Here is a 26,370-nt window from a genome sequence, read left to right on the forward strand (position 1 = left end):
CCTGATGGAAGCTCGCACGCATGCGCGATGGGTTTGAAAAATCAGTCGATCAGATCGTGGCTTTCGAAAACGCCGCCATCCACGTCGGACATCGACTTTCTAAGTCTGGCGAAATTCTCAGGTGACGAGCAGAGATGCAAGGTTTCCATCAAGCCTTCATATTCGTCCTTATCGATAAGAACGGCGGACGGCTTGTCGCGCCGCACGATTTCCACGGTCACACGGTCTTGCGATACTTCGTCCAGAAGCGATGCAAGGGATTCGCGTGCTTTTGAAAACATAACGGTACGCATGGATGAACCTCGACAAGAGTTGTACAATAAATAGTACAACTACCTGAACAATTCAAGTCCGCTTGCGAAGCCAGCCATTCTCCAGAGCATCCGCCAGATACGGAATGCCGTTGACCCGCGCCATCTCTGCCATGGCCAGATTGTCGTAGCGGATATTCCTGAAATAGACCTGCCAGCCGCGCCCGGTTTCTTCCAGCACCGCATAGCTGGCAAGCGGATGACCGGCCTCGACGTGATGGTCGAAGGGCGTATCGTCCTTCCAGCCGGGGCAGCCGACGCTGCCCGGATTGACGATCAGCCGGCCATCGGAAAGCTGCACCGCGCGGGGAATATGGGTATGGCCGCACAGCATCAGCGGCTGCGTTATACCTTCCGCCCTCGCCTCGATTTCGGCGAGCGGCCGCAGTTTCAGCACACCTTCCGGTGAAAGCGTTTCCAGCCAATAGTCGAGATCGCCGAGCGGCGAGCCGTGGCAGCAATAGGCAACGTCCTTGAATACCATGCTGAAAGGCAGGGTTTGCAGCCAGTCCAGATGCGCGGCAGTCATCTGCGCATGGGCCGGCCTTTCCCAGCTGCCCATATCCTCCGGCGCCCGCTCGATCAGTTCCCGGTCGTGATTGCCGCGAATGCTGGGAATCCAGTTGCCGACCAGCACATCACCGGTGAAACCCGCCTCCAGCGGCCCGCTGAAACAATCACCGAGATTGACGATATCCTTGATGCCAAGCCTGGCGATATCCTCAAGCACGGCTTCAAGCGCAGCGCAGTTTCCGTGAATATCGGCAATGGCGGCAAAGATCATGGCAATCAGCTTCCTCGATAGGTGGAATAGCTATAGGGCGAAAGCAGCAGCGGCACATGATAGTGGCCGCTCTCATCGGCAATGCCGAAGCGGATCGGGATAATATCGAGAAAGGCCGGTTCCGGCAGCACAACGCCCCTGCTACGCAGATAATCGCCGGCATGGAAAACCAGCTCATATTCGCCGGCCTTGAAACTCTCTCCGACCAGCAGCGGCCCGCCATCCACCCGGCCGTCACCATTGGTCTTCACCGTCTTCAGCTTCTCGCGGCGATCGCCGGAGAGCCGGTAAAGCTCGATCGTCAGCCCCTCAGCCGGCACGCCATGGGCGGCGTCGAGAACATGGGTGGTCAGACCGGTCATGGCTTTGGCTCCGCGATCATGAAGGGCTCATCGAAAAAATACTCTTCCAGATTGTTGCCCGGCCCTTCGCGGTCGGCAACCAGAAAATCAGAGACCGCCTGCAACGGCATCAGCGGATAATGCCAGACATTGCGGCGGTAATTCACACCCTGATCCCCGCGCGCCAGAAATACCTGCGGCCGCGCCGGACGACCTCCGTCATCTTCCGCAACGACGACGAGGAAAGGCCTGCCGGACAGCGGCGAAAAACTCTGGCTGCCAAGCGGATGCCGCTCCATCATCTCGATGTTATGCGGGAATACCCGCGGCTGCCCCCGGAAAATATTGAGGATGATACGTGCACCCTCGCCCGCCACCTCGGGTGCGGCAAGCGCATGGTGCCGCTCGGTTTGGCCGCCATTGATGTGCCGCATGGAAGAAGGCGTTGCTTCGATCACATCGCCGAAGGATGCGAATGCCTCTTTGGTGAGGGGCTTTATGTCGAGAAAATCAGTCAAATGTCATTCACCTTGGGCATGCCAGTTTCTGAGGAGGGAGAGACGCGCCTGTAAATCCGGAATGCTCTGCGTTATCGTTTTCCAGACGACCGAGAGCTCCGCCCGGAAATAATCATGCACGATCAGATTGCGCATACCCTTCATCTTGATCCAGGGGATTTCCGGGTGCTGCTGTAAAAACGCGGGGTAGTGCTTGTCGAGTTTGGCAACCGCCTCGCCAATCAGGGCAAGACCCATCATGACCGCCATCTGCGTACGCGTGTCGGAGGAAAAAGCGGCCTCATCCATGTCCTGAATGAAACCCCGTATTCTGGACGCGGCGACATCCATCTCCTTCAGATAGAGCAGAAGCCGATCCGTACTCATACCGCTTTGGCTTCCTTCAGCACGCGCGCCTTTATATCCGAATGCAGACCGCCTGAGGTGACGACGTCGACCTCGACACCAAGCAGCGCCTTCAGTTCCTCCAGCAAACCGCCGAGATCAAACAGTGTCGTGCCCGGCAATGCATCCACCAGAATATCGAGATCGCTGTCCGGCCGGTCCTCACCGCGGGCGACGGAACCGAACACGCGCGGGTTTGCCGCGTTGAAGCGCTTCGTCGCTTCGCGGATCGCTTCCCTGTTCTTTTCCAGCACCTCGGAGGGTCTCATGATCTTATCTCCAGACAGCACGATCCTAGCAGAACGGCCACCGCTCGCCAATTCAGCCCTCCGGCAACATTGCAGAAAGGCGCAGCCAGGCGATCTTTTCCACCTGCGCCGTCGCGGTCGCGAACTCTTGCGCCGTATCATTGCCGATGCGGGTCTCGAAAGCGGAAAGAATATCGTGCCTGTTCAGCCCCTTGACCGCGATGATGAAGGGAAAGCCGAATTTTTGGGTATAGGCGCTGTTCAACGCGGTAAAACGCGCATGTTCCGCCGGCGAAAGCCGATCGAGCCCCGCACCTGCCTGTTCGTTGCGGCTATCGGCCGTCAGCTCGCCCGCAATCGCCAGCTTGCCGGCAAGATCCGGATGCGCCCACAACACGCCAAGCCTTTCGGCCTCGGAAGCGGCACGAAACTGCGCGACGAGTGCGCCATGAACCACCTTCGCCGTCAAATCCCCGTCGTCTACACCAGCATCATAGGCCCGCTCGGCGATGAAGGGCGAATGTTCGAACACGCCACCAAAACGGGCGACAAATTCCTGCCGCGCCGACATCACGGAGCCACCGGCTTGTGATGTTCATGCCAGTGCCGGGCGATCTCGATCCGCTGCGGGATCCACACTTTCTCATGGCTGAGCACATATTCGATGAAACGGCGAAGAGCCGCCGTGCGGCCGGGGCGACCGACAAGGCGGCAATGCAGACCGACGCTCATCATTTTCGGCGCGCCTTCCGCGCCTTCCTGATAAAGCACATCGAAGGCGTCTTTCAGATAGGTGAAGAACTGGTCACCGGAATTAAAACCCTGCGGCGTGGCGAAACGCATGTCGTTGGTTTCAAGCGTGTAGGGAATGATCAGGAAAGGCTCTTCTTTCGCGCCCTTCACCCAATAGGGCAGATCGTCGGCATAGGAATCGGACGAATAGAGAAAACCGCCCTCTTCCATGACGAGGCGCAGCGTATTGTCCGAAGGCTTGCCCTGATACATGCCGTAGGGCCGCTCACCGGTCACCTCCTTATGCAGGCGCACCGCTTCGGTTATATGCTTGCGCTCTTCCTCTTCGGAGAAATCCTTATATTCCAGCCAGCGATAACCGTGGCTGGCAATTTCCCAGCCCGCTTCCTTCATGGCCGCGACGGCTTCCGGATTGCGGGCCATGGCGGCGGTCACGCCATAAACGGTGGTGGTGACACCAAGACTTGTGAACATGCGCCACAGCCGCCAGAAGCCGGCGCGCGAGCCATATTCATAGATTGATTCCATGTTCAGGTTGCGCTGGCCCGGCCAGGGCTGGGCACCGACGATTTCCGACAGCAGCGATTCCGAGGCCTTGTCATTATCGAGAATGCAGCTTTCGCCACCCTCCTCATAATTGATGACGAATTGCACGGCGATACGCGCGCCGCCCGGCCATTTCGGATCGGGAACGTGACGGCCATAGCCCACCAGATTGCGGGAGTAATTGTCGGAAATCATTCAGCCACCCAAGACATCTCTCCCCGGCGGAAACCGATTTCGGGAGACATAAACAAATCTCCAAAGCGCGCCGGCCCCGGAATGGGGAAACGGCGCAAACTTCGGATATGCGATGCCGAACGGTATCATCCGCATCCGGAATGTCGAGATCAATTTTGCCGACATTCCGAAGCTTTTTTGTATACGATTGAGGGCAGCCGTTTCTCAGGCGATCTTGCGGGCGGAAACGCGGCCCATGGGATGCAGCGAATGCACCCGGAAGGGCGCACCCGGTTCATCCTCGATGAAGAGGGCAAGGCTGGAAAATTGCAGCTCGCGGGTCAGCAGCGGCTCGAAAACCTTGCGCACGGCGCGCTCGATCCTCTGGCTACTGGCCGGTTCGACACCGCCCGTCAGCGACATCTGGAACCGGAACTCGTCCATCACATGCGGGCTGCCCCAGCGATGCAGATTGGTGAGCTGCGATGCCGAAAGCCGGTCCGGGTCCGCCCGCTCGATTTCCGCCTCGGACAGCGGCGCGCGGTAACGGTCGAATTCCTGCACCACGCGGGCGGCAAAAAAATGCAGCACTTCGCAAGGGCGCTCGGGGACGAGGCTGAAGACATTCCCATGCCTTGCCACCACGAGTTGTGGAAGCGTGAAAGGGTCCTGCTTGCCGGAAAAATACATCAGGTCGCGCAAAAGCGCGGCCTCGGAGTGGCCCTCGGCAAGCCGGAAAGGCGCCTTGATCGTGCCGTGAAAACCGTAACGGCGCGGCAGCGCCGTGTGGTACGAAATCTCCTGCATGCCGAGATCGATCATGCCCGGCGGTTCCACCGCCTGACCGGAATAGGCATCGCGCCCCAACCACGCGGCGGCCGCCTGCGTCAGGGGGTCATTGGGAGAAGGCGTGAAATGAATGGCGTATCGCATGCGCTGTCACCTCGCCGCAAAAGCGGACAAACCGGCCTCGTTGCAGGCCAGCAAATAAGTGATTTGCGTGACAGATTAACGACGTAAGCGGCCTGATCAGAACTTTCTAAAGTCCGCGAGGGCAATATTCACGTGTTGTTGAAGGCCGAACCCGGACGGCAGGGAGGGCGTCCCCCCACCAACGGTTTGCAGCGCCGCGCCGGCGAGAAAATGGGCAAGACCGAAGCTGACCTTGAAGCCGCCGGACAGCGCGACGAGCTTCGGATGGCCGGCAATCGAGCCCACCATCGGGTCCCGTCCCACCGCCTTCGGCCGCAATCCGGCCCAGCGTTCGAGCACCGGCGCACGGCCGAGAGACGGCACCACCGCACAGGCGTCGGCAAGCAGCTTTTCCAGCTTTTCGTCGGTGCTGAAAGGCTCAGAGAAACAATCTTCGCTGGTACTGCCGATGGCGACGGTACCATCCTCATGGGGCACGATGTAACGACCGTTCAGGAACACGACCGGCATGGCCGGGTCAACCGCCGCATCGAGAAGCGCCGCCTGCCCCTTCACCGCCTGCCCGAGCGCAACGCCGGCCGCAAGGCCGAGCGCATCGCGGATCAACGGAAAGGAGCGGTGCCCGTTGGCGACAATGGCATGGCCGAAGGCAATCTCTTCCCCCGAAGACAGCACCGCCCGTCCCTTTGCGGAATCAAGCGAGACGACGCGGCACTGTTCCGCCACCCGCACGTGGCGCGCTGTGCGGAGAAAAGCCGAGAGAAGGGCCACCATCGCACGCGGCGAAACCCTCGCCGCCAGCGTATCGAACACAAAACCCGCTTCTCCCGCAGCCTCGTCAACCCAGCCCGTAACCGGAGGCCTGTCGCCGACATGCCAGTGGAACCGGCGCTCGCCAGATACCCAGTTCTCCGCGGCATCCCGCTCGTGCCGCTCCGCGATGCCGCGCAGATGCGGCTTGGGCAGCGGAATGATCCGGCCGCAGCGGCGATAACCGGCGGAAAGCCCGGTCTCGGCCTCCAGCCCGGCAATTTCCTGTTCCAGCGCCACAAGCGCATCGAACTGGAACTGCTTCTTGTCCGACCAGCGATCCGGCATATGCGGCATCAAGGCGCCGAGCAGCCCGCCGCTTGCGCCACTGCCAAGCTGCTCCGCCTCCACCAGCAGGGTGTCCATGCCGAGCCGTTCCGCCTTGACGGCGGCCCATAGCCCCATGATGCCGCCGCCAACGATGAGCAGCGATATGGAGCGGGGCAATGTTGACGCCGCCAATCTTGGAGATTGACCCTGTTCGAAAGCGGGATTATCGGCTTTAGCCATGAGAAATTCCAACGACACTATTCCGGAGACTGGCGCAGAGACCGGTTCGGCCACCGCAGAAACCCGCACCGCACTCGACTGGCGTGACGGGGATATGCCCTATTCGCTGGCCTTTGACGATCATTTTTATTGCCAGACGGATGGCAAGCTGGAATGCGGCCATGTGTTCCTGTCCGGAAACGGACTGCCGCAGCGCTGGCTTGACCGCGAAGGCACCTTCCGCATCGGTGAGCTGGGCTTCGGCACCGGCCTTAATCTCTGCGAGACATGGCGCCAGTGGAAAGAGATGCGCAACGGCCGCTCCACGCTGCATTTCATCTCCTTCGAGCTTTACCCGATGAAGGCGGACGAGATCGACCGGGCGCTTTCCCGCTGGCCGGAGATTGATACTGAGCGCAAGGCGCTTGTCGCCCTCTGGCCGGAAGAGCCGCAAGGCAGGGTCGAGATCGCACTGGATGGCGAGACGCGCCTGACAGTGGTCTGCGGCAAGGCCTTTACCGGAATCTCCAACAGCACCGAGAGTTTCGACGCGTGGTTTCTGGACGGCTTCGCACCGGCGCGCAATCCGGACATGTGGTCGCTGGAAATCATGCAGGCACTCTTTGCCAAAACGGCGCCGGAGGGCACATTCGCCACCTATGCCGCCGCCGGTTTCGTTCGCCGCAACCTCATCGCCGCCGGTTTTGACCTGGAGCGCCGCAAGGGCTTTGCCGGAAAGCGGGAGATGCTCTGCGGCACCAAACGGCCCGCCTGAGGCAATTCCGAAGACCCTCGCCGCGCCGGATGATCAGACGCCCGGCGCGTCACGGCGGGGCATGGCATCCCCCAGCCATTGCGCGATCTTGTCTTCGAGGATTTCAGGACTGATCGGCTTCGACAGATAATCATCCATGCCCGCCTGCAGGCAAAGTTCCCGGTCAGCCTCCTGGGTATGGGCGGTAACGCCGATGATCGGCACATGCCTGCCATCGGCAGCGGCCTGCTCGGCGGCGCGGATGGCAAGCGTCGCCTGATGGCCGTTCATGACAGGCATCGAGACATCCATCAGGATAATGGCGGGATTGTTTTCCTCCCACGCCTGAACCGCCTTCTTGCCGTTGCCGACGATCAGGAAACGCAAACCCGCCTGTTGCAAAATCTGGGTGAAGACAATCTGGTTAACGTCATTGTCCTCGGCCACCAGCACGTCGATCAGGCTCGGCCGGCGGCGTTCGGAAACAGCCGGGGCCGCTGGCAGAATGCGCTGTTTCTTTTCAGCCAGACGCTTTTCCGGGCGCACGGGTATGCCGCCTGCCCCCGGCGCCAAAGGCTGCGAGCGGGCGCGTTTCAGCCGTACATCGCGCACCACATCGAACAGGGTGGAGCGCAACAGCCGTGCCCGCGCCGGCTTCATCAGATGCGCCTGCACGTTGAGATCGGTAAACAGCGTCTCGTCACCCACCACATCCATGGAGGTCAGGAACACGATGGCGATGTCATCGAACCGCTCATCCGCCCTGATGCGCTCGACCACATCCAGCCCGTTCATGACGGGCATATGATAATCGAGAATGATGGCATCGATGGAAAAGCCGAGCGACGCGGCCTCCTGCAGCACGGCGATGCCGGACGGGCCGTCCTCCACCGCATGGCCGTCGATACCCCATGTGCGCAGTTGCTCGGTCAATATGCGGCGATTGACATCGTTGTCGTCGATGACGAGCACGCGGATATCCTCGATTGCCACGGACAGAAGCGGAACATCGCGCCGTCTCTCCGTGACCTGAAACGGAATATTGACCCCGAAGGTCGATCCCTTGCCGACCTCGCTCACGACATTGATCGAACCGTCGAAAAGGCCGACAAGGCCGACGGTGATCGCCAGCCCCAGTCCCGTCCCCTCGTGCCGGCGGGTCGCCGAACCGTCCACCTGGCTGAACTTGTCGAAGATGGTTTCGAGCTTGTCGGCCGGAATGCCGATGCCGCTGTCTTCGACGCGCAGTGAGAGCATGGTCTCCGACGCTTCCGCCGACTGCGCCGAAAGTTCGACCAGCACATGCCCCGTTTCGGTGAACTTCACGGCATTACCGACGAGGTTGGTGACGATCTGGCGGAACCGCCCGGCATCGCCCATGACCTTGCCGAAAACCGAGGGGTCGATCCGCACGACCAGTTCTATGTCTTTTTCCAGCGCCGCCGAGGAGAGAAGTGAAACCACATCCTCCACCGCTTCGGCCGGATCGAAAGGCACGCTGCGCAGCTTCATCTGCCCGGCCTCGATCTTGGAAAAATCGAGAATGTCGTTGATGATCGTCAGAAGCGCATTGCCTGACTTGACGATGATATCGGTAAAGGTCTTCTGGCGCGTATCCAGATTGGACTTTGCCAGAAGCTCCGCCATGCCGAGCACGCCGTTCATCGGCGTGCGGATTTCATGGCTCATATTGGCCAGGAATTCCGATTTGGCGCGATCCGCCGCTTCCGCCCGTGAAAGCAGACGCTGCAATTCCTCCTCGCGCATCTTCATCTCGGTCACATCGGTGACGATGACGAGCCAGTAATTGCCGGAACTGTTGGTCGCTTCCAGATTGAGCCAGGTCTTGCCGGCGACATGGATGAGCCAGGAAAACGGCTGGTTGGCGGCAATATTGTCTTTCCAGGCGGCAAGCGTTGCCGCCGCCTCCTCGGAGGTGCCGAAATCTCCGCGCCTGGCGCAATGGGCGAAGAAACCCGACCAGTTGCGGCCTTTTTCCAGCAGATGCGGCGGCACGTCGAACATCCGCGCCATCGCCTCGTTGGACATGATGATCGTGCCCTGCGCGACGAGCGCAAGCCCCTGCGCCATGGCGCGCGTGGCGCCCTGCATATATTCGCCGACCCGCTCCAGCTCGGCCTTGGCCTTCATGATCTCGGCGTCGCGCATGCGTACATCGGTCACGTCGGCATAGGTGCTGAGGATTTTCCCGCCATCGAGGCGGGTTTTCGAGATGACGGTAACCTTTCCGCTTTTGCTGCGCACTTCGCGGGGGGCGAAAACCTCCTTGCTGAGAAGCCGCTCCGCCCGCTGGCTGTAGAGATCGTCGAAAGACATGTCGCCGTAGTCGTAGAGGCCGCTGTCGAAATTCAGCTCCATGAATTCGCGATAGCTCTTGCCGACCAGCGACTTCTCACCGCCGATTTCGCCCCAGACCTCGTAGAAGAACGGATTGACATATTCGATGACGAGATCGGCATTGATAAGCAGCACGCCCACCGGCAGGGCGTGAAGAACCGCCTCCAGCTGGCGATGCAGCGCCTCGGCCTGGGCCTGCGCCGCGATCAGCGCATTTTCACGGTCCTGCAGCAGGCTGACATCGGTCACCGAGCCGACCAGATAATATTCGTCGTCAGGTGTCGCCACGCGGCCAAGGCGGGTAATGACGGGAAGGGAACCGCCATCCGGCAATGGCAGGGTTTCCGCCTTCTCGATTGCCTCGCCGGTTTCAAGCAGCCGCTCGTTTTCAAGACGGGACTGCTCGCCGGTCGCCAGAAACATCTCGCTTTCGGTCTTGCCGATAAAATGTGCGAGATCGCCCCCGACGAATTTCTCATAAGCCGTATTGGCAAAGGTCAGCCGCCTGTCGTGATCGCGCAGGAAGACCGCCACCGGCAATTGTTCCAGCGCCGCACGCAGCAGCCAGGTCTCGCGGATCTGCGTGCTGAGCAGCGTCTCATGCGCCTTGAACTCGGTCACATCGATGCGCAGACCGACCAGCATGCCGTTTTCCAGCCGCTTGTTGACGATGCGCACCCACCGGCCATCGGCAAACTGCTCCACCCTTTCCAGATAGGGCAGGGAAAAATCCCGTAGCTGCTGCTGCATCCAGCCTTCGAAGGCCGGATCGTCTTCCTGCGCGCCACTATAGCCGCTCGAAAAATAGACCGCTTCCATCAGCGCTTCGAGCCGCATGCCGGGCTTCAGTTCGACACCGAAGGCACTGTAGAATTCCATGAAGCGGGTATTGCAATAGATCAGCCGGTTTTCATGGTCATAGATGACGATACCGGCGTCGATGAGATCGATCACCCCGCTGCCGAACAGGAGGTTGGAGGCGCTGTCTCCGCCGGAAAATCCCTCCACGGCAATCGCCGGCATCTCCTCGAAGGCTTCGAACAGGAAAAGATTGCCGTCATCGCCGGTGAAGCGCTCGCAGCGAAGCCTGTATGGACCGGAGGAGGCCGCGCCATGGCATGCGATCACCTCATCCGTGGCAAAGACCAGCGAGCGGCGCTCCCTGTCTTCCCGCTCGGTATCGCGAATGTCGGCGGAGAGCGAAAAGCTCGTTTGCCCCGCAAAGGCCGCAACCGGGCGTCCCATGACCCGGCCATAGGCGGCATTGACCACGAGGTAGCGCAGCTCGCTGTCCTTGATGCACGCGGGCAGGTCCAGGGCGGCAACGGCCCTGCAGGCTTTTTCCAGCAACCCGCTGCTTTCGGTCAATCGATACTCCACACCGTGCAGTTCCCTGTCTGTCGAATCAAATATTTCCAGACGGCTTCGCAAAAACGTTATGTGAGAAAATCACCATTTGCTATGTATTCAACGGCGCCGTTACCCTTTTTTAACCATAATTATTCGCTCTCCGCCTCCGCACGGCGTCAGGTGCCGGCCGTCCCTACGCATGGCTGCCATGCGCCGCCGGACAGCCGTGTTACAAAACTATCGCTTGACTTTAACGCGCAAAACGCCCACATGCCGATCAAGCTTTCACCTTCGGCAGCCGCGTGAGCTGCAGCGTATGTCCAGAACGACTTGTTCCAAGAGAAATCTGGCCCGCATGAAGGAAAAGCGCAACGAATACAGAAGACGGCATTTGCCGCACTGATGCGCAGAAAGTTATTCCAACCCACAAGTTCCCAATTCACGCGGGGTTCTTGACGCCAAAACCGCCGGACAGCAGCACTGCTCCGGACGATGGGTTTTTGGCGCCCCGAAAGGCAATATATTGACCAGTTTTAGCGAACTCGGCCTCTCCGAAAAGATCGTGGCCAGCGTTACCCAGCTTGGCTATACGACCCCTACCCCCATTCAGGCAAAGGCCATTCCTCTGCTGCTCGAAGGCCGTGACCTGATCGGCCTCGCACAGACCGGCACCGGCAAGACCGCCGCTTTCGGTCTGCCCATCATCGAAATGCTGATGAAGCAGGCGGACCGTCCGGCAAACCGCACCTGCCGCACCCTCATCCTTGCACCGACCCGCGAACTGGTGAACCAGATCGGCGAAAACCTGCGCTCCTTCGTGAAGAAGACGCCGCTGCGTATCAACCAGGTGGTTGGCGGCGCATCGATCAACAAGCAGCAGCTGCAGCTGGAAAAGGGCACGGATATCCTCGTGGCAACCCCCGGCCGCCTGCTGGACCTCATCGCCCGCAACGCCATCTCGCTCTCCAAGGTCACCTATCTGGTGCTTGACGAAGCGGACCAGATGCTCGATCTCGGCTTCATCCACGATCTGCGCAAGATTTCGAAGATGGTGCCGGCCAAGCGCCAGACGCTGCTCTTCTCCGCCACCATGCCGAAGGCGATTGCCGATCTGGCCCACAGCTACCTGACCGATCCTCTCAAGGTGGAAGTAACCCCGCCCGGCAAGGCAGCCGACAAGGTGGAACAATATGTCCATTTCGTCGCCGGCAAGAACGACAAGACCGATCTCCTGAAGAAGTCGCTGAACGAGAACCCGGATGGCCGCGCCATCGTTTTCCTGCGTACCAAGCACGGCGCGGAAAAGCTCTACAAGCATCTCGAACATATCGGCTTCAAGGTCGCCTCCATCCATGGCAACAAGAGCCAGGGCCAGCGCGAGCGGGCACTGAAGGGCTTCAAGGATGGTGACATCAAGGTGCTGGTCGCAACCGACGTCGCCGCCCGCGGCATCGACATCCCGGCCGTCACGCACGTCTTCAACTACGACCTGCCGGAAGTGCCCGATGCCTATGTTCACCGCATCGGCCGCACCGCCCGCGCCGGTCGGGACGGCATCGCCATCGCGTTTTGCGCACCGGACGAAACCCGCCTGCTGCACGATATCGAAAAGCTGATGAAGATCGAAATCCCGGTCGCATCAGGCGAACGTCCGGCCGGTCTGGCCAGCCCCTCGCGCGGCAACAACAATCGTGGCCGCAACAATAATGGCGGCCAGCAGCGTGGCCCGCGCGAAGGCGGACGTCACAACGGCGAATCCCGCCCGTCGCGCCACCATGCGCCGCGCGAAGCGGATAACGACCTTGAAGTCACCTCCGACTTCAAGCGCGTGAAGCAGGCTGAAGGCGACGCAGGCCGCCCGGCCGGCCCGCGCAAGCACCGCCGCCCGGCCCGCAAGCCCGGCGGCAGCGGCGCCAACCGCCACGCACCTGCCGGCGGCAACGGCCAGGAAAAGCGCGCTTCCGGCAACGGCCATCGCGGTCGCAACCGTTAAGGCATAGTTGGTAGGCAGAGAGGTGCGGCGTTGCCGCACTTTCTTCTCCCCGCCGGGGAGAAGGTGGCCCGAAGGGTCGGATGAGGGGGCAAGCTCTCCGAAATCCGGCAGGAACGCCCCCATCCCGCTACCGCGGACTTCTCCCCCTCGGGGAGAAGAAACAAGGGGCACCCGCTCGGTCCATTATGCGGTTGTTCTCTTCCGAGACGCCTTCAGATCACACCCCGCAAGCCACCGGCCTACGGGGTTTTTCTTTGCCCTCACCCGCCCTGCGTGGCCGGTCGACGCCGTGACGGCAGGGTCATGGCCAGCACGCCGGCGATCACACAGACGAGACCCACCCACATGGCGGGTGTCGGCACCTCCCCCAGAAACGCCATGCCGATGGCGACACCGACCGGAACCCTGAGATAGGCCTGCGAGGTGGTGCCGACCGAGCCGAGCGTCTGCATCAGCCGGAAATAGATCATGAAGGCGAGCGCGGTCGAAAAGACGCTGAGACACACCAGCGCCGTGAGCGACGCCGCCGAGGGCGACAACGTCCAGGGCCGGTCGACGATCAGGCTAACTGGCAGAAGCAGCACAGCGCCGCAGATCAGCGAACCGGCGGCCGGCATGATCGGATCAAGCCCCTTGAAGTTCTTCCCGAATATGGCCGCGCAGGCATAGGAAAACGCCGCCGTGAGCACGGCGAGCTGGCTCCATATCGCCTCACCCGCACCGCTCAGCGCCTCCATGCCGATGATGAGGCACACCCCCGTCATGCCGGCAATGGTACCGAACAGCTTGCGCCCGCTCACCGCTTCATGCCGGATGACGAGCGCCGTCAGAAGAAAGGTGAAGATCGGCGTCGTTGCATTGAGGATGACGGCAAGGCCGGCATCGATGCTCTGTTCCGCCCAGGCGATCAGCGTGAAGGGCAGGACGCTGTTGATGCAGGCCTGAATGAAGAACAGCCGCCATGTCGCAGGATCCTTCGGCAGCCGCAGCCCGCGCAGACGGATTACCGCCACGAGCAGCAGGCCGGCAATCAGCGTCCGCGACGCGATGAAGGTGATCGGCGGTATCGTCTCCACCCCGATCTTGATGAAGGTGTAGGATGTCGCCCACAGCGTGGACAACAGGGCGAGAAGCAACAATTCGCGGGCAATGGTGTTCTGAGGGGTCACGGATCGATTTTCCAACTGCGTTCAGGATGAACCGTTCCTAACCCGAAAACAACCATCCGTGCTTCGGCGGCGGCCGAAGTTTCCACCCATTTTCAAAAAGAAGCCCCGCATGGCCTGACCATGCGGGGCTTCAGGAAAGAAATCGATGACGATCCGCAGGCCGGATCAGGCCCGGCGCTCATCCACCGAGAAAGCTCCCGGACCGGCAAAGACGAAATAGAGGAACACGAAGCAGAACAGGATGGCCGCATCGCCGCCATTCAGGGCCGGGAAGAAATTCTGCGGCGCATGCGCCATGAAATAGGCGACGGCCATCTGACCGGACAGGATGAAGGCGACCGGCCGCGTGAACAGGCCGATCAGCACCAGAATGCCGCCGACAAATTCCAGAAGCGCCGCCACCAGCATCAGGGTCGGCAGGGAACCCTGCATCTGCGATGCCGGAAAGCCGAACAGCTTCTGCGTTCCATGTTCGATGAAAAGCAGCGCTGCGACGATACGCAGGACCGCAAGAGCATGAGGCCGGTAGCGGGAGAGATTGTCGAAAGTTGCCATGTTGATGTGTCCCCGTTGAAGTGATGAAGCGCCGGCAGGGCGCGTTGGCACGTTTATGGATACACGCCCCCAAGAGCGGAAATCACGTTTCCGATATTGCAGGACTACCTAAAATAAGCAAAAGTCGATTTTCTACAAATAGTTGATTTCACCGTATGAAATTTGGATCGATCCGGAGAAATCAACTCAAGGCTTCAGATATTTTTTCATGCAGCAAAGGCGGAAAACTCCGCCCTCACCTCACGCCTGCAGCACGACGACCCTCGAACCGACCGGCACGCGGCTATAGAGATCGATGATGTCGTGGTTCAGCATGCGGATGCAGCCGCTCGACATGGCGTGGCCGATGGATTGCGGCTGATTGGTGCCATGCAGGCGGAACATGGTGTCATTGCCGCTGCGATAGAGGTAGAGCGCACGCGCGCCAAGCGGGTTGTTCGGGCCGCCTGCCATGCCGCCGGCAAATTTCAGGTTGCGCGGATCACGGCGCATCATGTTCGCGGTGGGCGTCCAGGAGGGCCACTCTGCCTTGCGGCCAATATAGGCGTCACCCTTGAGTGCCAGGCCCTGACGGCCAACGCCCACACCGTAGCGCATGGCGCGCCCGCCGCCCATAACATAATAAAGCCGCCGCGCCGGCGTATCCACGACAACCGTTCCGGCCGGATGGCTGGTGTCATAGGCAACTTCCTGGCGGCGCAGTTCCGGCTTGACCTTGTCGAGATGCATGGCGGGAAGCGGGAATTTCTCCTCCGGCTTTGCCGCATAATTCAACCTTTGCTGGCCAATGCCGGTATTGGCGCAGCCAGCCAGAAACAGCGGCAATCCGAACAGAACACCACGACGTGAAATAGACATATAACCCCCGCCAAATCTTTGGATTAACGAGAGGTATAATTTTATGGTTAACAAACCCCTAATATGAGGTTGCAGTAATTAACCTGCCGCAACCGACGCGGCAGGTTTGCGGTTGGCAAGGTAAACCCCCGTCACCGCCAGAACGGTGCCGGCAATCATGGCCGGCGTCAGCGTTTCTCCGAAAAGCAGCGCGGCCTCGACGGCGGCAAGCGGCGGCACGAGATAAATCAGCGAAGCCGCGCGCGACACCTGCCCGCGCCGGATGAGATAAAGAAGCAGAGCCACGGCGCCGATGGAGATCGCGCCGACCGACCAGCCGAGGGTCGCCGCGAGCCCGAGGCTCCAGTCCACATGCCCGTCCTCCAGAAAAAATGCGAAGGGGATGGTGACCAGCAGCGCGCCGACATATTGCAGCGTCGCCACCGCCATGATGTTTCCGCCATGGACATATTTCTTCTGGTAGAGCGTGCCATAGGTCACCGACACCATGCCCAGCACATTCACCGCCACGGCATAAAGCGGCACGGACATGCCGAAGGCACCCGACGCCATGACCTTCGGCAGAACGGCAATCGCGATACCCGCAAAACCAAGCAGCAGGCCCGCGCGCTGCAGCGGCGAAATCCTTTCGCCGATCATGAAACGGGCGGCCACAGCCGTCATCAGCGGCTGCAGACCGGCGATGATGCCGCCGATCGCCGCCGGCACGCCCTGCCCTATCGCCCACCAGATCATGCCGAGATAAATGCCGTGCAGGAACACGCCGGACAGGATCGCCCGCAGGACATCGGCACGCTGCTTCGGCCACGAAATGGCGGACAGCCGGCAGATCGCCCATAATATCAGGCCGGCCAGCAGATAGCGCAGACAGAGAAACGTCAGCGGCCCGGTATAATAGACGGCATATTTGGCGGTGACCCAGCCGGTCGACCAGAGAAAGACGAAAATGGCCGGAGCCAGGCGGTCGAGCGACATGGGAACATCCCCTGTGCCGCATGATACCGCCTGTCGGACATTGCCCGGGACGCAGGACATGCAGCGAATTGATATTGCGGCCTACGCACAAAGGCGAATGATCGAACCCGGTGCCGTGCGGACCACACAGTCAGGACAGTCAGGCCCGGATCGTTTGCCAAGGCGGTATCGCCATCGTCGCCAAAGGTCAAAGGCGTTTTCGTGATCGCATCTTTCAGATTTTCTGATGCGACTTCCATGATCCATCAACCGAAAGCGAACGAGTAAATTTTGTGCATTCGCCCAGCGCACGGACAGCGCGCCCATGCCCTTTCACGCCGCCCCGCCGCGCAACCATTTCGACGATGCCGCATTTATAGGCTGAAACCGAAAAAACGCTTCTTTTTTAAAACTCTAGGGCGACAAAAAATCTTCATGAGGAGGTCCGCATAGTTCTTGCATTGCCTTTGGCCTTGTATTCATATGGTAAAAAAGGGGACATAGAAGTTGGCATTTGACGAAATGATAAATGCGGACAACACTCCGCGAAGCCCATATGAAAACTATAACGAGTGGTACAGCCGACAGGACAGGTCGCACCTGATCCAGAAATCAAAAGACGCGGAAAACATCTTTCGGAAAACCGGTATTACTTTCGCAGTCTATGGCCACGCCGACAGTTCGGAAAAACTGATCCCCTTCGATATCATCCCGCGCATCATCTCCGGACGTGAGTGGCGCAAACTGGCCCAGGGCATCGAACAACGCGTCCTCGCCCTCAATGCTTTCCTCGACGATATCTACCACAAGCAGGAAATCATCCGCGCCGGCCGCATTCCCCGCGAAATCATCGAGAGGAACGAAGCCTTCCTGCCGGAAATGATCGGCTTCACTCCGCCCGGCGGCGTTTATACCCACATTGTCGGCACCGACATCGTCCGCACCGGCGAAGACCAGTTCTACGTTCTGGAAGACAATGCCCGCACGCCTTCCGGTGTCAGCTACATGCTGGAAAACCGCGAAACGATGATGCAGATGTTCCCGGAACTCTTCCATGAGAACCGGGTACGGCGGGTGGAGGACTATCCTTACCTCCTGCGCCAGTCCCTCGCTTCGCTTGCCCCTCCCGGCTGTTCCGGCAAGCCGCGCGTCGCGGTGCTGACGCCCGGCATCTATAACTCCGCCTATTACGAACACTCCTTCCTCGCCGACATGATGGGCGTGGAACTGGTGGAAGGTTCCGACCTGCGCGTCATGGACGGCAAGGTCAAGATGCGCACCACCCGCGGTTATGAGGCCATCGACGTGCTTTACCGCCGCGTCGACGACGACTTCCTCGACCCGCTGACCTTCCGGCCGGATTCGGCGCTGGGCGTGCCCGGCATCATGGATGTCTATCGCGCCGGCAACATCACCATCGCCAATGCCCCCGGCACCGGCATTTCCGACGACAAGGCGATCTATTCCTACATGCCCGAGATCGTCGAATTCTACACCGGTCGCAAGCCGCTTCTCGAAAACGTGCCGACCTGGCGCTGTTCGGAGCCGGACAGCCTGAAATACGTGCTCGACAACCTCGCCGATCTCGTCGTCAAGGAAGTCCACGGTTCGGGCGGCTACGGCATGCTGGTCGGCCCCACGGCGACGAAACGCGAACGGGCGCTGTTTGCGGAAAAGCTCAAAGCCCGTCCCGCCAATTACATCGCGCAGCCGACGCTGTCGCTGTCCACCGTGCCGATCATGGTGAAGAACGGCATCGCGCCGCGCCATGTCGATCTGCGCCCCTATGTGCTCGTCTCGGACAAGGTGCAGATCATTCCCGGCGGCCTGACCCGTGTTGCGCTGAAAAAGGGCTCGCTGGTGGTCAATTCCAGCCAGGGCGGCGGCACCAAGGACACCTGGGTACTGGAGGATTAAGCCATGCTGGGCAGAACGGCAAACGGGCTCTACTGGATGTTCCGGTACATCGAGCGCGCTGAAAACATCGCCCGGCTGATCGATGCGGGCCTGCGCGTTTCATTGACACGCAGCGGCAGCGGCGACGAGGACTGGGATGGCGTGCTGCAAAGTGCGGGCGTGCGCGAAGCCTTCCTTGAAATGCACAAGAAGGTGACGGCGGCGGATGCGATCGATTATCTGCTTCGGGAAAAATCGAACCCCTCCAGCGTCATGTCCTGCATCGAGGCGGGCCGCAACAATGCCCGCATGGTGCGCACGGCGCTGACGCGCGAGACATGGGAAGCCACCAACGAATTCTGGATCGAGCTGAAGAACATTCTCGGCCGCAAGCTCAACCATGCCGAACTGCCGCAGACCATCGATGTCATCAAACATCGCGCCGGCCTGGTGCGCGGCGCCTTCCACGGCTCGATGCTGCGCAACGATCTCTATAACTTCTCCCGCATCGGCACCTTCATCGAGCGCGCCGACAACACGGCGCGCATTCTCGACGTCAAATATTACGTGCTGCTGCCGGCGGTGGCGCATGTGGGGTCGTCGCTTGACAATGCGCAGTGGGAATCCATCCTGCGCTCGGTCTCGGCGCACCGCTCCTATGGCTGGGTCTACGATGCGGAATACAAGCCGGCCAATATTGCCGACTTCCTCATTCTCAACGGCCGCATGCCGCGTTCGCTGGCCTATTGCTACGAGAAGATCGCCAGCAACCTCAACTACATCGCCGAGGATTACGGCGAGAGGCACAAGGCGCATGACACGGCCGAGAGCATTCGCGACAGCCTGCGCGCGACCACCATCGGCCGGGTAATGGATGAAGGCCTGCACGAATTTCTGGAAAGATTCGTCAACCGCAACGGGCAACTGGGACAGGAAATCACGGAAGGCTACCGCTTTTATCAATAAGCGCGTGGACGGGGACAGCTTATGCGTCTGAAAATCACCCATACGACGGAATATGTCTATGACGAGCCGATGCCCTATGCGTTGCAGCGGCTGCGCCTGACGCCACAGACCGGCCCCGGCCAGACGGTGGAGAACTGGGATGTCTCGGTCGATGGTGCCACCGTCGAAGTGACCTATGACGACCACTTCGGCAACCGCGTTGCGCTGGTGGAAACCGAAGGCCCGCAAAAGCGTGTGAAGGTCGTGGCAAGCGGCACGGTGAGCACGCAAGACAAGGCCGGCGTGTTCGGACACCATATCGGCAATGCGCCGCTGTGGCTCTTCCAGCGCGAGACTGCGCGGACCAAGCCGGGAAAACTGGTGCGCGAGCTGGTGAAGGCAAGCGCCGGCGAAAGCGAGCTTGCCCGCCTGCATAGTCTCATGGAGAACATTCACCACAAGGTAGACTATGTGCCCGGCGCAACCGACATCGAAACCACCGCCGAAGCGGCGCTGGAAGCAGGCAAGGGCGTCTGCCAGGACCACGCCCATATCCTGATTTCCGCCGCCCGGCTAATGGGGCTGCCAGCCCGTTATGTTTCCGGTTATCTGATGATGGAAGAGGTGGAGGAGCAGACCGCCACCCACGCCTGGGCCGAGGTGTATCTTCAGGGGCTGGGCTGGGTTGGTTTCGACGCCGCCAACAATATCTGCCCGGACGACCGCTATGTGCGCATCGCATCCGGCCTCTGCTACCGCGACTGCGCGCCGATATCAGGCATGCGCATCGGCCCGGCCGGCGAGACACTCAGCGTGTCTGTCACCGTGCGGCAATCGCAGAGCCAGAGCCAGTCGCAGAGCTGAGACCATGGCCGCCAAGGACGAGGATACGATCGGTTTCTACACCGATAATGCCAGCACCTACACCGCCCGGGGGCAGGCGGCGGACCGTCCGCATCTGGAGACATTTCTGGCGCGGCTGCCGGAGGGCGCGAGCATTCTTGAACTGGGATGCGGCGGCGGGCAGGACAGCGAATTCATGCTGGCCGCCGGTTTCGACGTTCATCCCACCGATGGAACGCCCGAAATCGCGAAAGCGGCGGAAGCCCGGCTCGGCATTCCCGTCAGGACCTTGCTGTTCGAGAATATCGACGACAGTGAACGCCATGACGGCGTCTGGGCCAATGCCTGCCTGCTGCATGTGCCGCGCCCCGCACTTGCCGGCATCATCGGCCGCATCCACGCGGCGCTGAAACCGAGCGGCGTATTTTACGCCAGCTTCAAGGCCGGAAAGGCCGAAGGCCGCGACACATTCGGCCGTTATTACAACTATCCGTCGAAAGCCTGGCTTGAAGATCTCTACGGGCAGTTTGACTGGGCAAGCATCGAGACCGAAGCCCGCCAGGGCAGTGGCTACGACAACATGCCGACCGACTGGCTGCATGTGACGGCAACGAAGTCCTGATCCATTTCCTGAACCTGCCGGTTGCGAAAGCGTCTCCCGACCGTTTAAATCGCGGCATCGACTTGCAAGCATGATCCGGCTTCAACCTGACGGAAAGAGGCCGGCCAGGAGACGGCCTTGTATAATATTTCCGACTATCGCGACTGCCAGTCCCATGGACCCGTCATCGCCGAACGGGTCTGGACGGCATGGTGGCAGGATAGCGGCCTTCAGGTCGGCGACGTCGCCGAACACCTGAAGGACATGACCAACCCCCACACGCTGCCCACCGGTTTCGTCGCCCATGATGGCGATGACTATGTCGGCTCCGCATTCCTCATCCATTGCGACCTCGAGGAACGGCCGCAATATCTGCCGTGGGTCGCAGCACTCTGGGTGGAAGAAGGCCGACGGCGCTCAGGCGTCGCACGCGCCCTGATGCAGGCAGCGACGCAAAGGGCCGCCGAACTCGGCCACCAGACCAGCTATCTCTGCTGCGGACGCGATCTCGAAACCTGTTACATCAATTGCGGCTGGACCGTTCTGGAACGCGGCGTCGGCAAACACGATCTGACGGTGCTGACGTTCAACACAACAGGCTGAGAGGCCGGACCCGGCGCGGAAACGGCAGGGCCGCGCGATCCTCCCGGCGCCCTCTTCATTCGATCATTTGCCTTCGGCATCGACGCGACAGGCCATCATGATATCGTCGATTTCCCTGCCCTCGTGCAGAAATCCACCCGGTACACATCCTATCTGCGAAAACCCGGCCCTTTTGTAGAAGTTGGCAGCGACAGGATTTTCAGCGCTTACCGCAAGCTCGATCTGGCGGATGCCGTTGTCCTTTGCAAAAGACTTCACAGCCTCCAGAAGCGCGCGGGCAATGCCCGTTCCCCGTGCCTCGGCCCGCACATAGACCATGATCAGTGTAGCCCTGTGTGCCATCTTGCTGGCACTCTGGCGCATCAACCCCATGATCCCCACCGGCGCATCATCCCAAAACGCGGCAAACACACTGTTCTGGGCCAATCGTGTACGCCATTCGTCTGCCGTCAGCTTCTCCCAGTCCGCGGCGCTGCTCGCATAGGCCTCCGGCTCGGTGCGAAGCGCTTCGAGCCGCATCTCGCGGAAGATGTCCACATCCTTCTCCGTCAGGCGCCTTATGCTCGTTTCAACCACCTTGAACTCCTTCCCTCATCGGCCATCCGTGCTGTAAGCCGTTCCGACTCCATGGCCGATCCGCCGCACCGGAGAAACAGCCGCCACAATGTTCCCATCGCCATGGCTGTGGCATATGGATATCTGACGGTACGGGAAAATTTGTCATCTTGGGAAGAGGACGATGATGAAACCACCATCTGCCATTATGGAAACAGCACTCTACACGGACGATCTCGACACCGCCGAGGCCTTTTACCGCGATGTCTTCGGACTGGAGGTGGTGCGCAGACTGCCCGGGCAATTTGTCTTCTTCAGGTGCGGCCGGCAAATGTTGCTGATCTTCGATCCGCAGCAATCAGGCCGAGCCGATCCCGATAATCCGATCCCGCGCCATGGTGCGGTCGGGCAAGGCCATTTCTGCTTTTATGCAAAGGATAAATCGGAAGTGGACGCGTGGAAGGCGCGCTTCGAAACGCTCGGAATTCCCCTCGAGCACTACCACCGCTGGCCGAATGACAGCTATTCCGTCTATATCCGCGATCCCGCGGGCAATTCGGTGGAGGTCGGGGAAGGCAAGCTGTGGGGGTTCGAGTGACGTCCGAGCCACCTGTCACACAAGGGCCGAGAAAGAAACCGCGATCCCCTTCTCCGTCATCCTCGGGCTTATCCCGGGGACCTAACCACGTCGCGTAACATCAATCGATCGCAAATCCCCGGACCAAGCCCGAGGATGACGCCGAGGGGGGGACGCAAGGCGCCCTTACCCTCGACCATTTTCATGCTCGACCCGCAGATCAGATCTGGCGGACCACGATCTCTTCTTCCGCATCCACGGCCAGCGGGTTCTTCAGCGGCAGGCCGAAACCGGCGGCTTCGATCTCGAAGACGTCGCCCGCTTCCGGCTTGATGCCGTCTGCGAAGGAAAGTGTCGCCGTGCCGAACATGTGCACATGCACGTCGCCCGGCGCACGGAACAGGCCGTATTTGAAGTGGTGATATTCGAGGTTCGCGAAGGTATGGGACATGTTGTCCTCACCCGAAACGAACGGCTTTTCGAAGATGACCTTGTCGCCACGACGGATGCGCGAGGTGCCGCGAATATTCGACGGCGGGGCGCCGACGCGGATTTCCGGGCCGAAGCTTGCCGGGCGAAGCTTGGAATGGGCGAGGTAGAGGTAGTTGATCCGTTCGGTGACGTGATCGGAAAACTCGTTCGAGACGGCAAAGCCGATGCGCACCGCCTCACCCTTGTCCGAAATCACGTAGATGCCGGCCATTTCCGGCTCTTCGCCGCCATCGAGCGCGAAGGACGGCGAGGTAAGCGCCGCACCCGGTGCAGCCGCCACATGGCCGTTACCCTTGTAGAACCATTCGGGCTGCACGCCCTTTTCGCCGGCCTTCGGCTTGCCGTTTTCCAGACCCATGCGGAACATCTTCATGGAATCCGTCAGGCTTTCCTCGGCGGCTTCCGTGGTCTTCTTGTGCATGCTGTCGCGGGTCGCGGCCGAACCCAGATGGGTGAGGCCCGTGCCGGTCAGATGCAGATGCGCCGGATCGGGATGGGTGATCGGCGGCAGGAAACGGCCTTCGGCATAGGCCTTTTCGAGATCGACGGCGTCGCCCAGACCATGGGCGGAAATGACATCGGCAAGGCTCTTGCCGCCATTGGCGGCTTCCATGGCGAGCGCGTAGACGGAGTCGGCACCCTTGACGGCGCGCGCCTGCCCGCCTTCTTCGCGAACCGCAACGGTGATTTTGCCACTGGCATCTTTGATCTGTGAAATGAGCACGGGATTTCCTTCCTGCGGCGCGACGCGCCTTATCTTCTTCGGCGCATAACGCCTGCATCTTATGAAAGTGGCCGGAAACCGGCCACTTTTTTGACTGCGAAAGGGTTCGGGCCGATCAGCCCTTGTTCTTGTTGTAGACGTCGAAGAACACGGCGGCGAGCAGCACGAGGCCCTTGACCATCTGCTGGAAATCGATGCCGAGGCCGACGATCGACATGCCGTTGTTCATGACGCCCATGATGAAGGCGCCGATGACCGCACCCGTGATCTTGCCAACGCCGCCGGATGCCGAAGCGCCGCCGATGAAGCAGGCCGCGATCACGTCAAGCTCGAAGCCCACACCGGCCTTCGGCGTCGCCGAGTTGAGGCGCGTTGCAATGATCATGCCCGCGAGACCGGCCAGCACGCCCATGTTGACGAAGGTGAGGAAGCTCAGGCGTTCGGTGTTGATACCGGAAAGCTTGGTCGCCTTCTCATTGCCGCCCATGGCGTAAACGCGGCGACCGATGGTCGTGCGGCGCGTCACGAAGCTGTAAAGCGCAATGAGAACTAGCATCACGATCAGCACGTTGGGCAGGCCGCGATAGGTCGACAGCTGGTAACCCAGGAACAGGATAGCGCCTGAGATCAGCAGATTCTGCACGATGAAGAAACCGAACGGCTCCACATCGATGCCATGCTTCACGTTCACCACGCGGCGGCGCCACGCCAGATAAAACAGCACCACGGTGATCAGCACGGTCAGGATCATCGAGGTGGTGTTGAGACCTTCAATACCGCCGATGTCAGGCAGGAAGCCGGTGCTGATGATCTGGAAGTCGGTCGGGAAAGGACCGATGTTCTTGCCGCCGAGCACGAAGAGCGTCAGGCCGCGGAACACCAGCATGCCCGCCAGCGTCACGATGAAGGACGGAATGCGGTGATAGGCGATCCAGTAACCCTGCGCAGCACCGATGATGCCGCCGATGACAAGACAAATCAGCGCCGCCAGAAACGGGTTCATGCCCCATTGCACGGTCAATATGGCCGCAATCGCGCCGACGAAGGCGACGATGGAGCCGACCGAAAGGTCGATATGCCCCGCCACGATGACCAGCAGCATGCCGAGCGCCATGATGACGATGAACGAGTTCTGCAGGATGAGGTTGGTGAGGTTGACCGGGCGGAACAGGATACCGCCGGTATAGAACTGGAAGAAAACCATGATGGCGACGAGCGCGATCAGCATGCCATATTCGCGGATATTCGAGCGAATATACGACCCGACCGAGATGACGTTACTTTCTTCGTTTGTGGTGTTTGCCGAACTCATGAGTTCTTCTCCCCTGAGCGCATGATAGCGCGCATGATGCTTTCCTGGCTCGCCTCTCCCTTCGGCAATTCAGCGACGATGCGGCCTTCGTTCATGACGTAGATGCGGTCGCAATTGCCAAGCAGTTCCGGCATTTCCGATGAGATCATCAGAACGCCTTTGCCGTCGGCAGCGAGCTGGTTGATGATGGTATAGATTTCATATTTCGCGCCGACGTCGATACCGCGGGTCGGTTCGTCGAGGATCAGCACATCAGGGTTGGAGAACAGCCACTTGGAGAGCACCACCTTCTGCTGGTTGCCGCCCGAAAGATTGACTGTTTCCTGAAAAATGCCCGAAGACCGGATGCGCAGGCGCGTGCGGAAATCGCTCGCCACCTTCATTTCCTTGATGTCGTCGATGACGCTTGCATTCGACACGCCGGCCAGATTGGCAAGCGTGGTGTTGTGCAGGATGTTGTCGTTGAGCACGAGACCGAGGTGTTTGCGGTCTTCCGTCACATAGGCAAGACCGGCATCGATGGCCTTGCGCACGGTGCTGACATCCACGGGCTTGCCGTGGATCAGCACTTCGCCGCTGATCTTGTGGCCATAGGACTTACCGAACACGCTCATCGCGAATTCGGTGCGCCCTGCCCCCATCAGCCCGGCAATGCCGACGACTTCGCCCTTGCGCACGGTGACGTTGATGTCGTGCAGAACCTGGCGGTCGCGGTGCTGCTGGTGATAGGCGTTCCAGTTCTTCACTTCGAGAATGGTCTCGCCGATCGGCACGTCGCGCGGCGGATAACGATCCTCGAGATCACGCCCCACCATGTTGCGGATGATGACATCCTCGCTGATTTCTTCCTTGTGACAGTCGAGCGTCTTCACCGTCATGCCGTCGCGCAAAACGGTGATCTGGTCGGCCACCTTGCGCACTTCGTTGAGCTTGTGGGTGATGATGATCGAGGTCATGCCCTGCTTGCGGAATTCCATCAGCAGGTTGAGCAGCGCCTCGGAATCGCTTTCGTTGAGCGAGGCCGTCGGCTCGTCGAGAATGAGCAGCTTCACGCTCTTCGACAATGCCTTGGCGATTTCGACGAGCTGCTGCTTGCCCACGCCGATATCGGTGATCAGCGTCTCCGGCGATTCCTTCAGGCCCACCTTCTTCAAAAGCTCGCGGGTACGGTTGAAGGTCTGCTGCCAGTTGATGACGCCGCCCGAGGCAACCTCGTTGCCGAGGAAGATGTTTTCCGCAATCGACAGGAGCGGCACGAGCGCCAGCTCCTGGTGAATGATGATGATACCAATATCTTCACTGTCGTTGATGGCGCGAAAATTCCGGACCGCGCCTTCATAGTGGATTTCGCCCTCATAGGTGCCGGCGGGGTAAACACCGGAAAGGACCTTCATCAAGGTCGACTTCCCCGCGCCGTTCTCACCGACGAGTGCGTGGATCTCACCCTCTTTAACCTTGAGGTTGACGTTCTCAAGCGCTTTCACGCCCGGAAACGTCTTGGTGATGTTCCGCATTTCGAGAATGGTATTGGCCATATCGC

The 26,370-nt window shown here is 60.3% G+C and carries 27 protein-coding genes; 8 read left to right on the forward strand and 19 right to left on the reverse strand.

Annotated elements, in window-relative coordinates; translation table 11 throughout:
• Positions 1-41: 41 nt before the first annotated feature.
• From JZX88_RS09250 to JZX88_RS09295, 10 genes are all read right to left on the reverse strand, one after another.
• Positions 42-293, reverse strand: a complete 252-nt coding sequence (locus JZX88_RS09250; RefSeq protein WP_174030079.1) for a type II toxin-antitoxin system Phd/YefM family antitoxin — start codon at positions 291-293, stop codon at positions 42-44.
• A 52-nt stretch (positions 294-345) separates the two neighbouring features.
• Positions 346-1,095 (reverse strand): metallophosphoesterase, encoded by a 750-nt coding sequence (locus JZX88_RS09255; RefSeq protein ID WP_206913343.1) that lies wholly within the window; start codon positions 1,093-1,095, stop codon positions 346-348.
• Between the two features lie 5 nt (positions 1,096-1,100).
• On the reverse strand, positions 1,101-1,457 hold the full coding sequence (gene uraH / locus JZX88_RS09260; RefSeq protein ID WP_206913344.1) for a hydroxyisourate hydrolase: 357 nt from the start codon (positions 1,455-1,457) through the stop codon (positions 1,101-1,103).
• Complete coding sequence (locus tag JZX88_RS09265) at positions 1,454-1,954, reverse strand: ureidoglycolate lyase (RefSeq protein WP_206913345.1); 501 nt, start codon at positions 1,952-1,954, stop codon at positions 1,454-1,456. Before JZX88_RS09265 ends, uraH begins: the two co-directional genes overlap by 4 nt.
• Positions 1,955-1,957: 3 nt before the next feature.
• The gene (locus JZX88_RS09270) at positions 1,958-2,320 is read right to left on the reverse strand and encodes a DUF86 domain-containing protein (RefSeq protein WP_206913346.1); all 363 of its coding nucleotides are present in this window, start codon (positions 2,318-2,320) and stop codon (positions 1,958-1,960) included.
• Positions 2,317-2,607, reverse strand: coding sequence for a nucleotidyltransferase family protein (locus tag JZX88_RS09275; RefSeq protein WP_065113956.1), 291 nt, complete (start codon positions 2,605-2,607; stop codon positions 2,317-2,319). The genes JZX88_RS09270 and JZX88_RS09275 overlap by 4 nt, the downstream gene beginning before the upstream one ends.
• A gap of 52 nt (positions 2,608-2,659) precedes the next feature.
• Positions 2,660-3,157 carry a 2-oxo-4-hydroxy-4-carboxy-5-ureidoimidazoline decarboxylase gene (uraD, locus tag JZX88_RS09280; protein ID WP_206913347.1) on the reverse strand — a complete coding sequence of 166 codons (498 nt, stop codon included), beginning with the start codon at positions 3,155-3,157 and terminating at the stop codon, positions 2,660-2,662.
• Positions 3,157-4,080, reverse strand: a complete 924-nt coding sequence (gene puuE / locus JZX88_RS09285) for an allantoinase PuuE (protein ID WP_206913348.1) — start codon at positions 4,078-4,080, stop codon at positions 3,157-3,159. Before puuE ends, uraD begins: the two co-directional genes overlap by 1 nt.
• 204 nt (positions 4,081-4,284) lie before the next feature.
• Positions 4,285-4,992, reverse strand: coding sequence for a DUF1045 domain-containing protein (locus JZX88_RS09290; protein WP_065113959.1), 708 nt, complete (start codon positions 4,990-4,992; stop codon positions 4,285-4,287).
• Between the two features lie 96 nt (positions 4,993-5,088).
• Positions 5,089-6,312: an FAD-binding oxidoreductase gene (locus tag JZX88_RS09295; protein ID WP_206913350.1), complete on the reverse strand. Its 1,224-nt coding sequence runs from the start codon at positions 6,310-6,312 to the stop codon at positions 5,089-5,091.
• On the opposite strand from JZX88_RS09295, the gene mnmD reads away from it, so the two are divergent.
• Positions 6,311-7,066 carry a tRNA (5-methylaminomethyl-2-thiouridine)(34)-methyltransferase MnmD gene (gene mnmD, locus JZX88_RS09300; protein ID WP_206913351.1) on the forward strand — a complete coding sequence of 252 codons (756 nt, stop codon included), beginning with the start codon at positions 6,311-6,313 and terminating at the stop codon, positions 7,064-7,066. The two genes, JZX88_RS09295 and mnmD, sit on opposite strands and share 2 nt — an antisense overlap.
• A 33-nt stretch (positions 7,067-7,099) precedes the next feature.
• Here the strand turns inward: mnmD and JZX88_RS09305 are convergent, their stop codons facing one another.
• Positions 7,100-10,771 carry a response regulator gene (locus JZX88_RS09305; protein ID WP_206913352.1) on the reverse strand — a complete coding sequence of 1,224 codons (3,672 nt, stop codon included), beginning with the start codon at positions 10,769-10,771 and terminating at the stop codon, positions 7,100-7,102.
• Positions 10,772-11,276: 505 nt separating this feature from the next.
• Here JZX88_RS09305 and JZX88_RS09310 point away from each other — a divergent pair.
• Positions 11,277-12,746 (forward strand): DEAD/DEAH box helicase, encoded by a 1,470-nt coding sequence (locus JZX88_RS09310; RefSeq protein WP_110756192.1) that lies wholly within the window; start codon positions 11,277-11,279, stop codon positions 12,744-12,746.
• Positions 12,747-13,006: 260 nt separating this feature from the next.
• Here the strand turns inward: JZX88_RS09310 and JZX88_RS09315 are convergent, their stop codons facing one another.
• The 4 genes from JZX88_RS09315 to JZX88_RS09330 all read right to left on the reverse strand — a co-directional run bounded on the left by JZX88_RS09315 (position 13,007) and on the right by JZX88_RS09330 (position 16,303).
• Positions 13,007-13,915, reverse strand: a complete 909-nt coding sequence (locus tag JZX88_RS09315; RefSeq protein ID WP_206913353.1) for an EamA family transporter — start codon at positions 13,913-13,915, stop codon at positions 13,007-13,009.
• 165 nt (positions 13,916-14,080) lie between these two features.
• Positions 14,081-14,470 carry a DoxX family protein gene (locus tag JZX88_RS09320; protein WP_065113965.1) on the reverse strand — a complete coding sequence of 130 codons (390 nt, stop codon included), beginning with the start codon at positions 14,468-14,470 and terminating at the stop codon, positions 14,081-14,083.
• 240 nt (positions 14,471-14,710) lie between these two features.
• Positions 14,711-15,328, reverse strand: a complete 618-nt coding sequence (locus JZX88_RS09325; RefSeq protein ID WP_065113966.1) for a L,D-transpeptidase — start codon at positions 15,326-15,328, stop codon at positions 14,711-14,713.
• 78 nt (positions 15,329-15,406) lie between these two features.
• Positions 15,407-16,303 carry a DMT family transporter gene (locus JZX88_RS09330; RefSeq protein ID WP_065113967.1) on the reverse strand — a complete coding sequence of 299 codons (897 nt, stop codon included), beginning with the start codon at positions 16,301-16,303 and terminating at the stop codon, positions 15,407-15,409.
• A 486-nt stretch (positions 16,304-16,789) separates the two neighbouring features.
• On the opposite strand from JZX88_RS09330, the gene JZX88_RS09335 reads away from it, so the two are divergent.
• The 5 genes from JZX88_RS09335 to JZX88_RS09355 all read left to right on the forward strand — a co-directional run bounded on the left by JZX88_RS09335 (position 16,790) and on the right by JZX88_RS09355 (position 21,170).
• Positions 16,790-18,199, forward strand: coding sequence for a circularly permuted type 2 ATP-grasp protein (locus JZX88_RS09335; protein WP_065113968.1), 1,410 nt, complete (start codon positions 16,790-16,792; stop codon positions 18,197-18,199).
• A 3-nt stretch (positions 18,200-18,202) separates the two neighbouring features.
• On the forward strand, positions 18,203-19,144 hold the full coding sequence (locus JZX88_RS09340) for an alpha-E domain-containing protein (RefSeq protein ID WP_065113969.1): 942 nt from the start codon (positions 18,203-18,205) through the stop codon (positions 19,142-19,144).
• 21 nt (positions 19,145-19,165) lie between these two features.
• Positions 19,166-19,987, forward strand: a complete 822-nt coding sequence (locus JZX88_RS09345; RefSeq protein ID WP_206913354.1) for a transglutaminase family protein — start codon at positions 19,166-19,168, stop codon at positions 19,985-19,987.
• A 4-nt stretch (positions 19,988-19,991) separates the two neighbouring features.
• Positions 19,992-20,588, forward strand: coding sequence for a bifunctional 2-polyprenyl-6-hydroxyphenol methylase/3-demethylubiquinol 3-O-methyltransferase UbiG (locus tag JZX88_RS09350; RefSeq protein WP_206913355.1), 597 nt, complete (start codon positions 19,992-19,994; stop codon positions 20,586-20,588).
• A gap of 117 nt (positions 20,589-20,705) precedes the next feature.
• Complete coding sequence (locus JZX88_RS09355) at positions 20,706-21,170, forward strand: GNAT family N-acetyltransferase (protein WP_206913356.1); 465 nt, start codon at positions 20,706-20,708, stop codon at positions 21,168-21,170.
• Between the two features lie 63 nt (positions 21,171-21,233).
• On the opposite strand, the gene JZX88_RS09360 is transcribed toward JZX88_RS09355, so the two are convergent.
• Positions 21,234-21,746: a GNAT family N-acetyltransferase gene (locus tag JZX88_RS09360; protein WP_110756200.1), complete on the reverse strand. Its 513-nt coding sequence runs from the start codon at positions 21,744-21,746 to the stop codon at positions 21,234-21,236.
• A gap of 166 nt (positions 21,747-21,912) precedes the next feature.
• Here JZX88_RS09360 and JZX88_RS09365 point away from each other — a divergent pair, with 166 nt between their 5' ends.
• Complete coding sequence (locus JZX88_RS09365; protein ID WP_206913357.1) at positions 21,913-22,323, forward strand: VOC family protein; 411 nt, start codon at positions 21,913-21,915, stop codon at positions 22,321-22,323.
• Between the two features lie 199 nt (positions 22,324-22,522).
• Here JZX88_RS09365 and araD1 read toward each other — a convergent pair whose 3' ends face one another.
• The 3 genes from araD1 to gguA form a co-directional block, all read right to left on the reverse strand.
• Positions 22,523-23,518 carry a 2-keto-3-deoxy-L-arabinonate dehydratase AraD1 gene (gene araD1 / locus JZX88_RS09370; protein ID WP_206913359.1) on the reverse strand — a complete coding sequence of 332 codons (996 nt, stop codon included), beginning with the start codon at positions 23,516-23,518 and terminating at the stop codon, positions 22,523-22,525.
• A gap of 115 nt (positions 23,519-23,633) precedes the next feature.
• Positions 23,634-24,830, reverse strand: a complete 1,197-nt coding sequence (gguB, locus tag JZX88_RS09375; protein ID WP_110756204.1) for a sugar ABC transporter permease GguB — start codon at positions 24,828-24,830, stop codon at positions 23,634-23,636.
• The gene (gguA, locus tag JZX88_RS09380; RefSeq protein WP_065113975.1) at positions 24,827-26,365 is read right to left on the reverse strand and encodes a sugar ABC transporter ATP-binding protein GguA; all 1,539 of its coding nucleotides are present in this window, start codon (positions 26,363-26,365) and stop codon (positions 24,827-24,829) included. The genes gguB and gguA overlap by 4 nt, the downstream gene beginning before the upstream one ends.
• Positions 26,366-26,370 lie beyond the last annotated feature (5 nt).

The organism is Agrobacterium sp. OT33, from assembly GCF_017313365.1.
GTDB classification, from domain to species: domain Bacteria; phylum Pseudomonadota; class Alphaproteobacteria; order Rhizobiales; family Rhizobiaceae; genus Agrobacterium; species Agrobacterium rhizogenes_A.

Bases quoted from the DNA above. Each gene is read 5' to 3' on its own strand.
- JZX88_RS09250 (WP_174030079.1), bottom strand. From the start codon at position 293: ATGCGTACCGTTATGTTTTCAAAAGCACGCGAATCCCTTGCATCGCTT.
- JZX88_RS09255 (WP_206913343.1), bottom strand. From the start codon at position 1,095: ATGATCTTTGCCGCCATTGCCGATATTCACGGAAACTGCGCTGCGCTT.
- uraH (WP_206913344.1), bottom strand. From the start codon at position 1,457: ATGACCGGTCTGACCACCCATGTTCTCGACGCCGCCCATGGCGTGCCG.
- JZX88_RS09270 (WP_206913346.1), bottom strand. From the start codon at position 2,320: ATGAGTACGGATCGGCTTCTGCTCTATCTGAAGGAGATGGATGTCGCC.
- JZX88_RS09275 (WP_065113956.1), bottom strand. From the start codon at position 2,607: ATGAGACCCTCCGAGGTGCTGGAAAAGAACAGGGAAGCGATCCGCGAA.
- uraD (WP_206913347.1), bottom strand. From the start codon at position 3,157: ATGTCGGCGCGGCAGGAATTTGTCGCCCGTTTTGGTGGCGTGTTCGAA.
- puuE (WP_206913348.1), bottom strand. From the start codon at position 4,080: ATGATTTCCGACAATTACTCCCGCAATCTGGTGGGCTATGGCCGTCAC.
- JZX88_RS09290 (WP_065113959.1), bottom strand. From the start codon at position 4,992: ATGCGATACGCCATTCATTTCACGCCTTCTCCCAATGACCCCCTGACG.
- mnmD (WP_206913351.1), top strand. From the start codon at position 6,311: ATGAGAAATTCCAACGACACTATTCCGGAGACTGGCGCAGAGACCGGT.
- JZX88_RS09295 (WP_206913350.1), bottom strand. From the start codon at position 6,312: ATGGCTAAAGCCGATAATCCCGCTTTCGAACAGGGTCAATCTCCAAGA.
- JZX88_RS09320 (WP_065113965.1), bottom strand. From the start codon at position 14,470: ATGGCAACTTTCGACAATCTCTCCCGCTACCGGCCTCATGCTCTTGCG.
- JZX88_RS09325 (WP_065113966.1), bottom strand. From the start codon at position 15,328: ATGTCTATTTCACGTCGTGGTGTTCTGTTCGGATTGCCGCTGTTTCTG.
- JZX88_RS09330 (WP_065113967.1), bottom strand. From the start codon at position 16,303: ATGTCGCTCGACCGCCTGGCTCCGGCCATTTTCGTCTTTCTCTGGTCG.
- JZX88_RS09340 (WP_065113969.1), top strand. From the start codon at position 18,203: ATGCTGGGCAGAACGGCAAACGGGCTCTACTGGATGTTCCGGTACATC.
- JZX88_RS09345 (WP_206913354.1), top strand. From the start codon at position 19,166: ATGCGTCTGAAAATCACCCATACGACGGAATATGTCTATGACGAGCCG.
- JZX88_RS09350 (WP_206913355.1), top strand. From the start codon at position 19,992: ATGGCCGCCAAGGACGAGGATACGATCGGTTTCTACACCGATAATGCC.
- JZX88_RS09365 (WP_206913357.1), top strand. From the start codon at position 21,913: ATGAAACCACCATCTGCCATTATGGAAACAGCACTCTACACGGACGAT.
- gguB (WP_110756204.1), bottom strand. From the start codon at position 24,830: ATGAGTTCGGCAAACACCACAAACGAAGAAAGTAACGTCATCTCGGTC.
- gguA (WP_065113975.1), bottom strand. From the start codon at position 26,365: ATGGCCAATACCATTCTCGAAATGCGGAACATCACCAAGACGTTTCCG.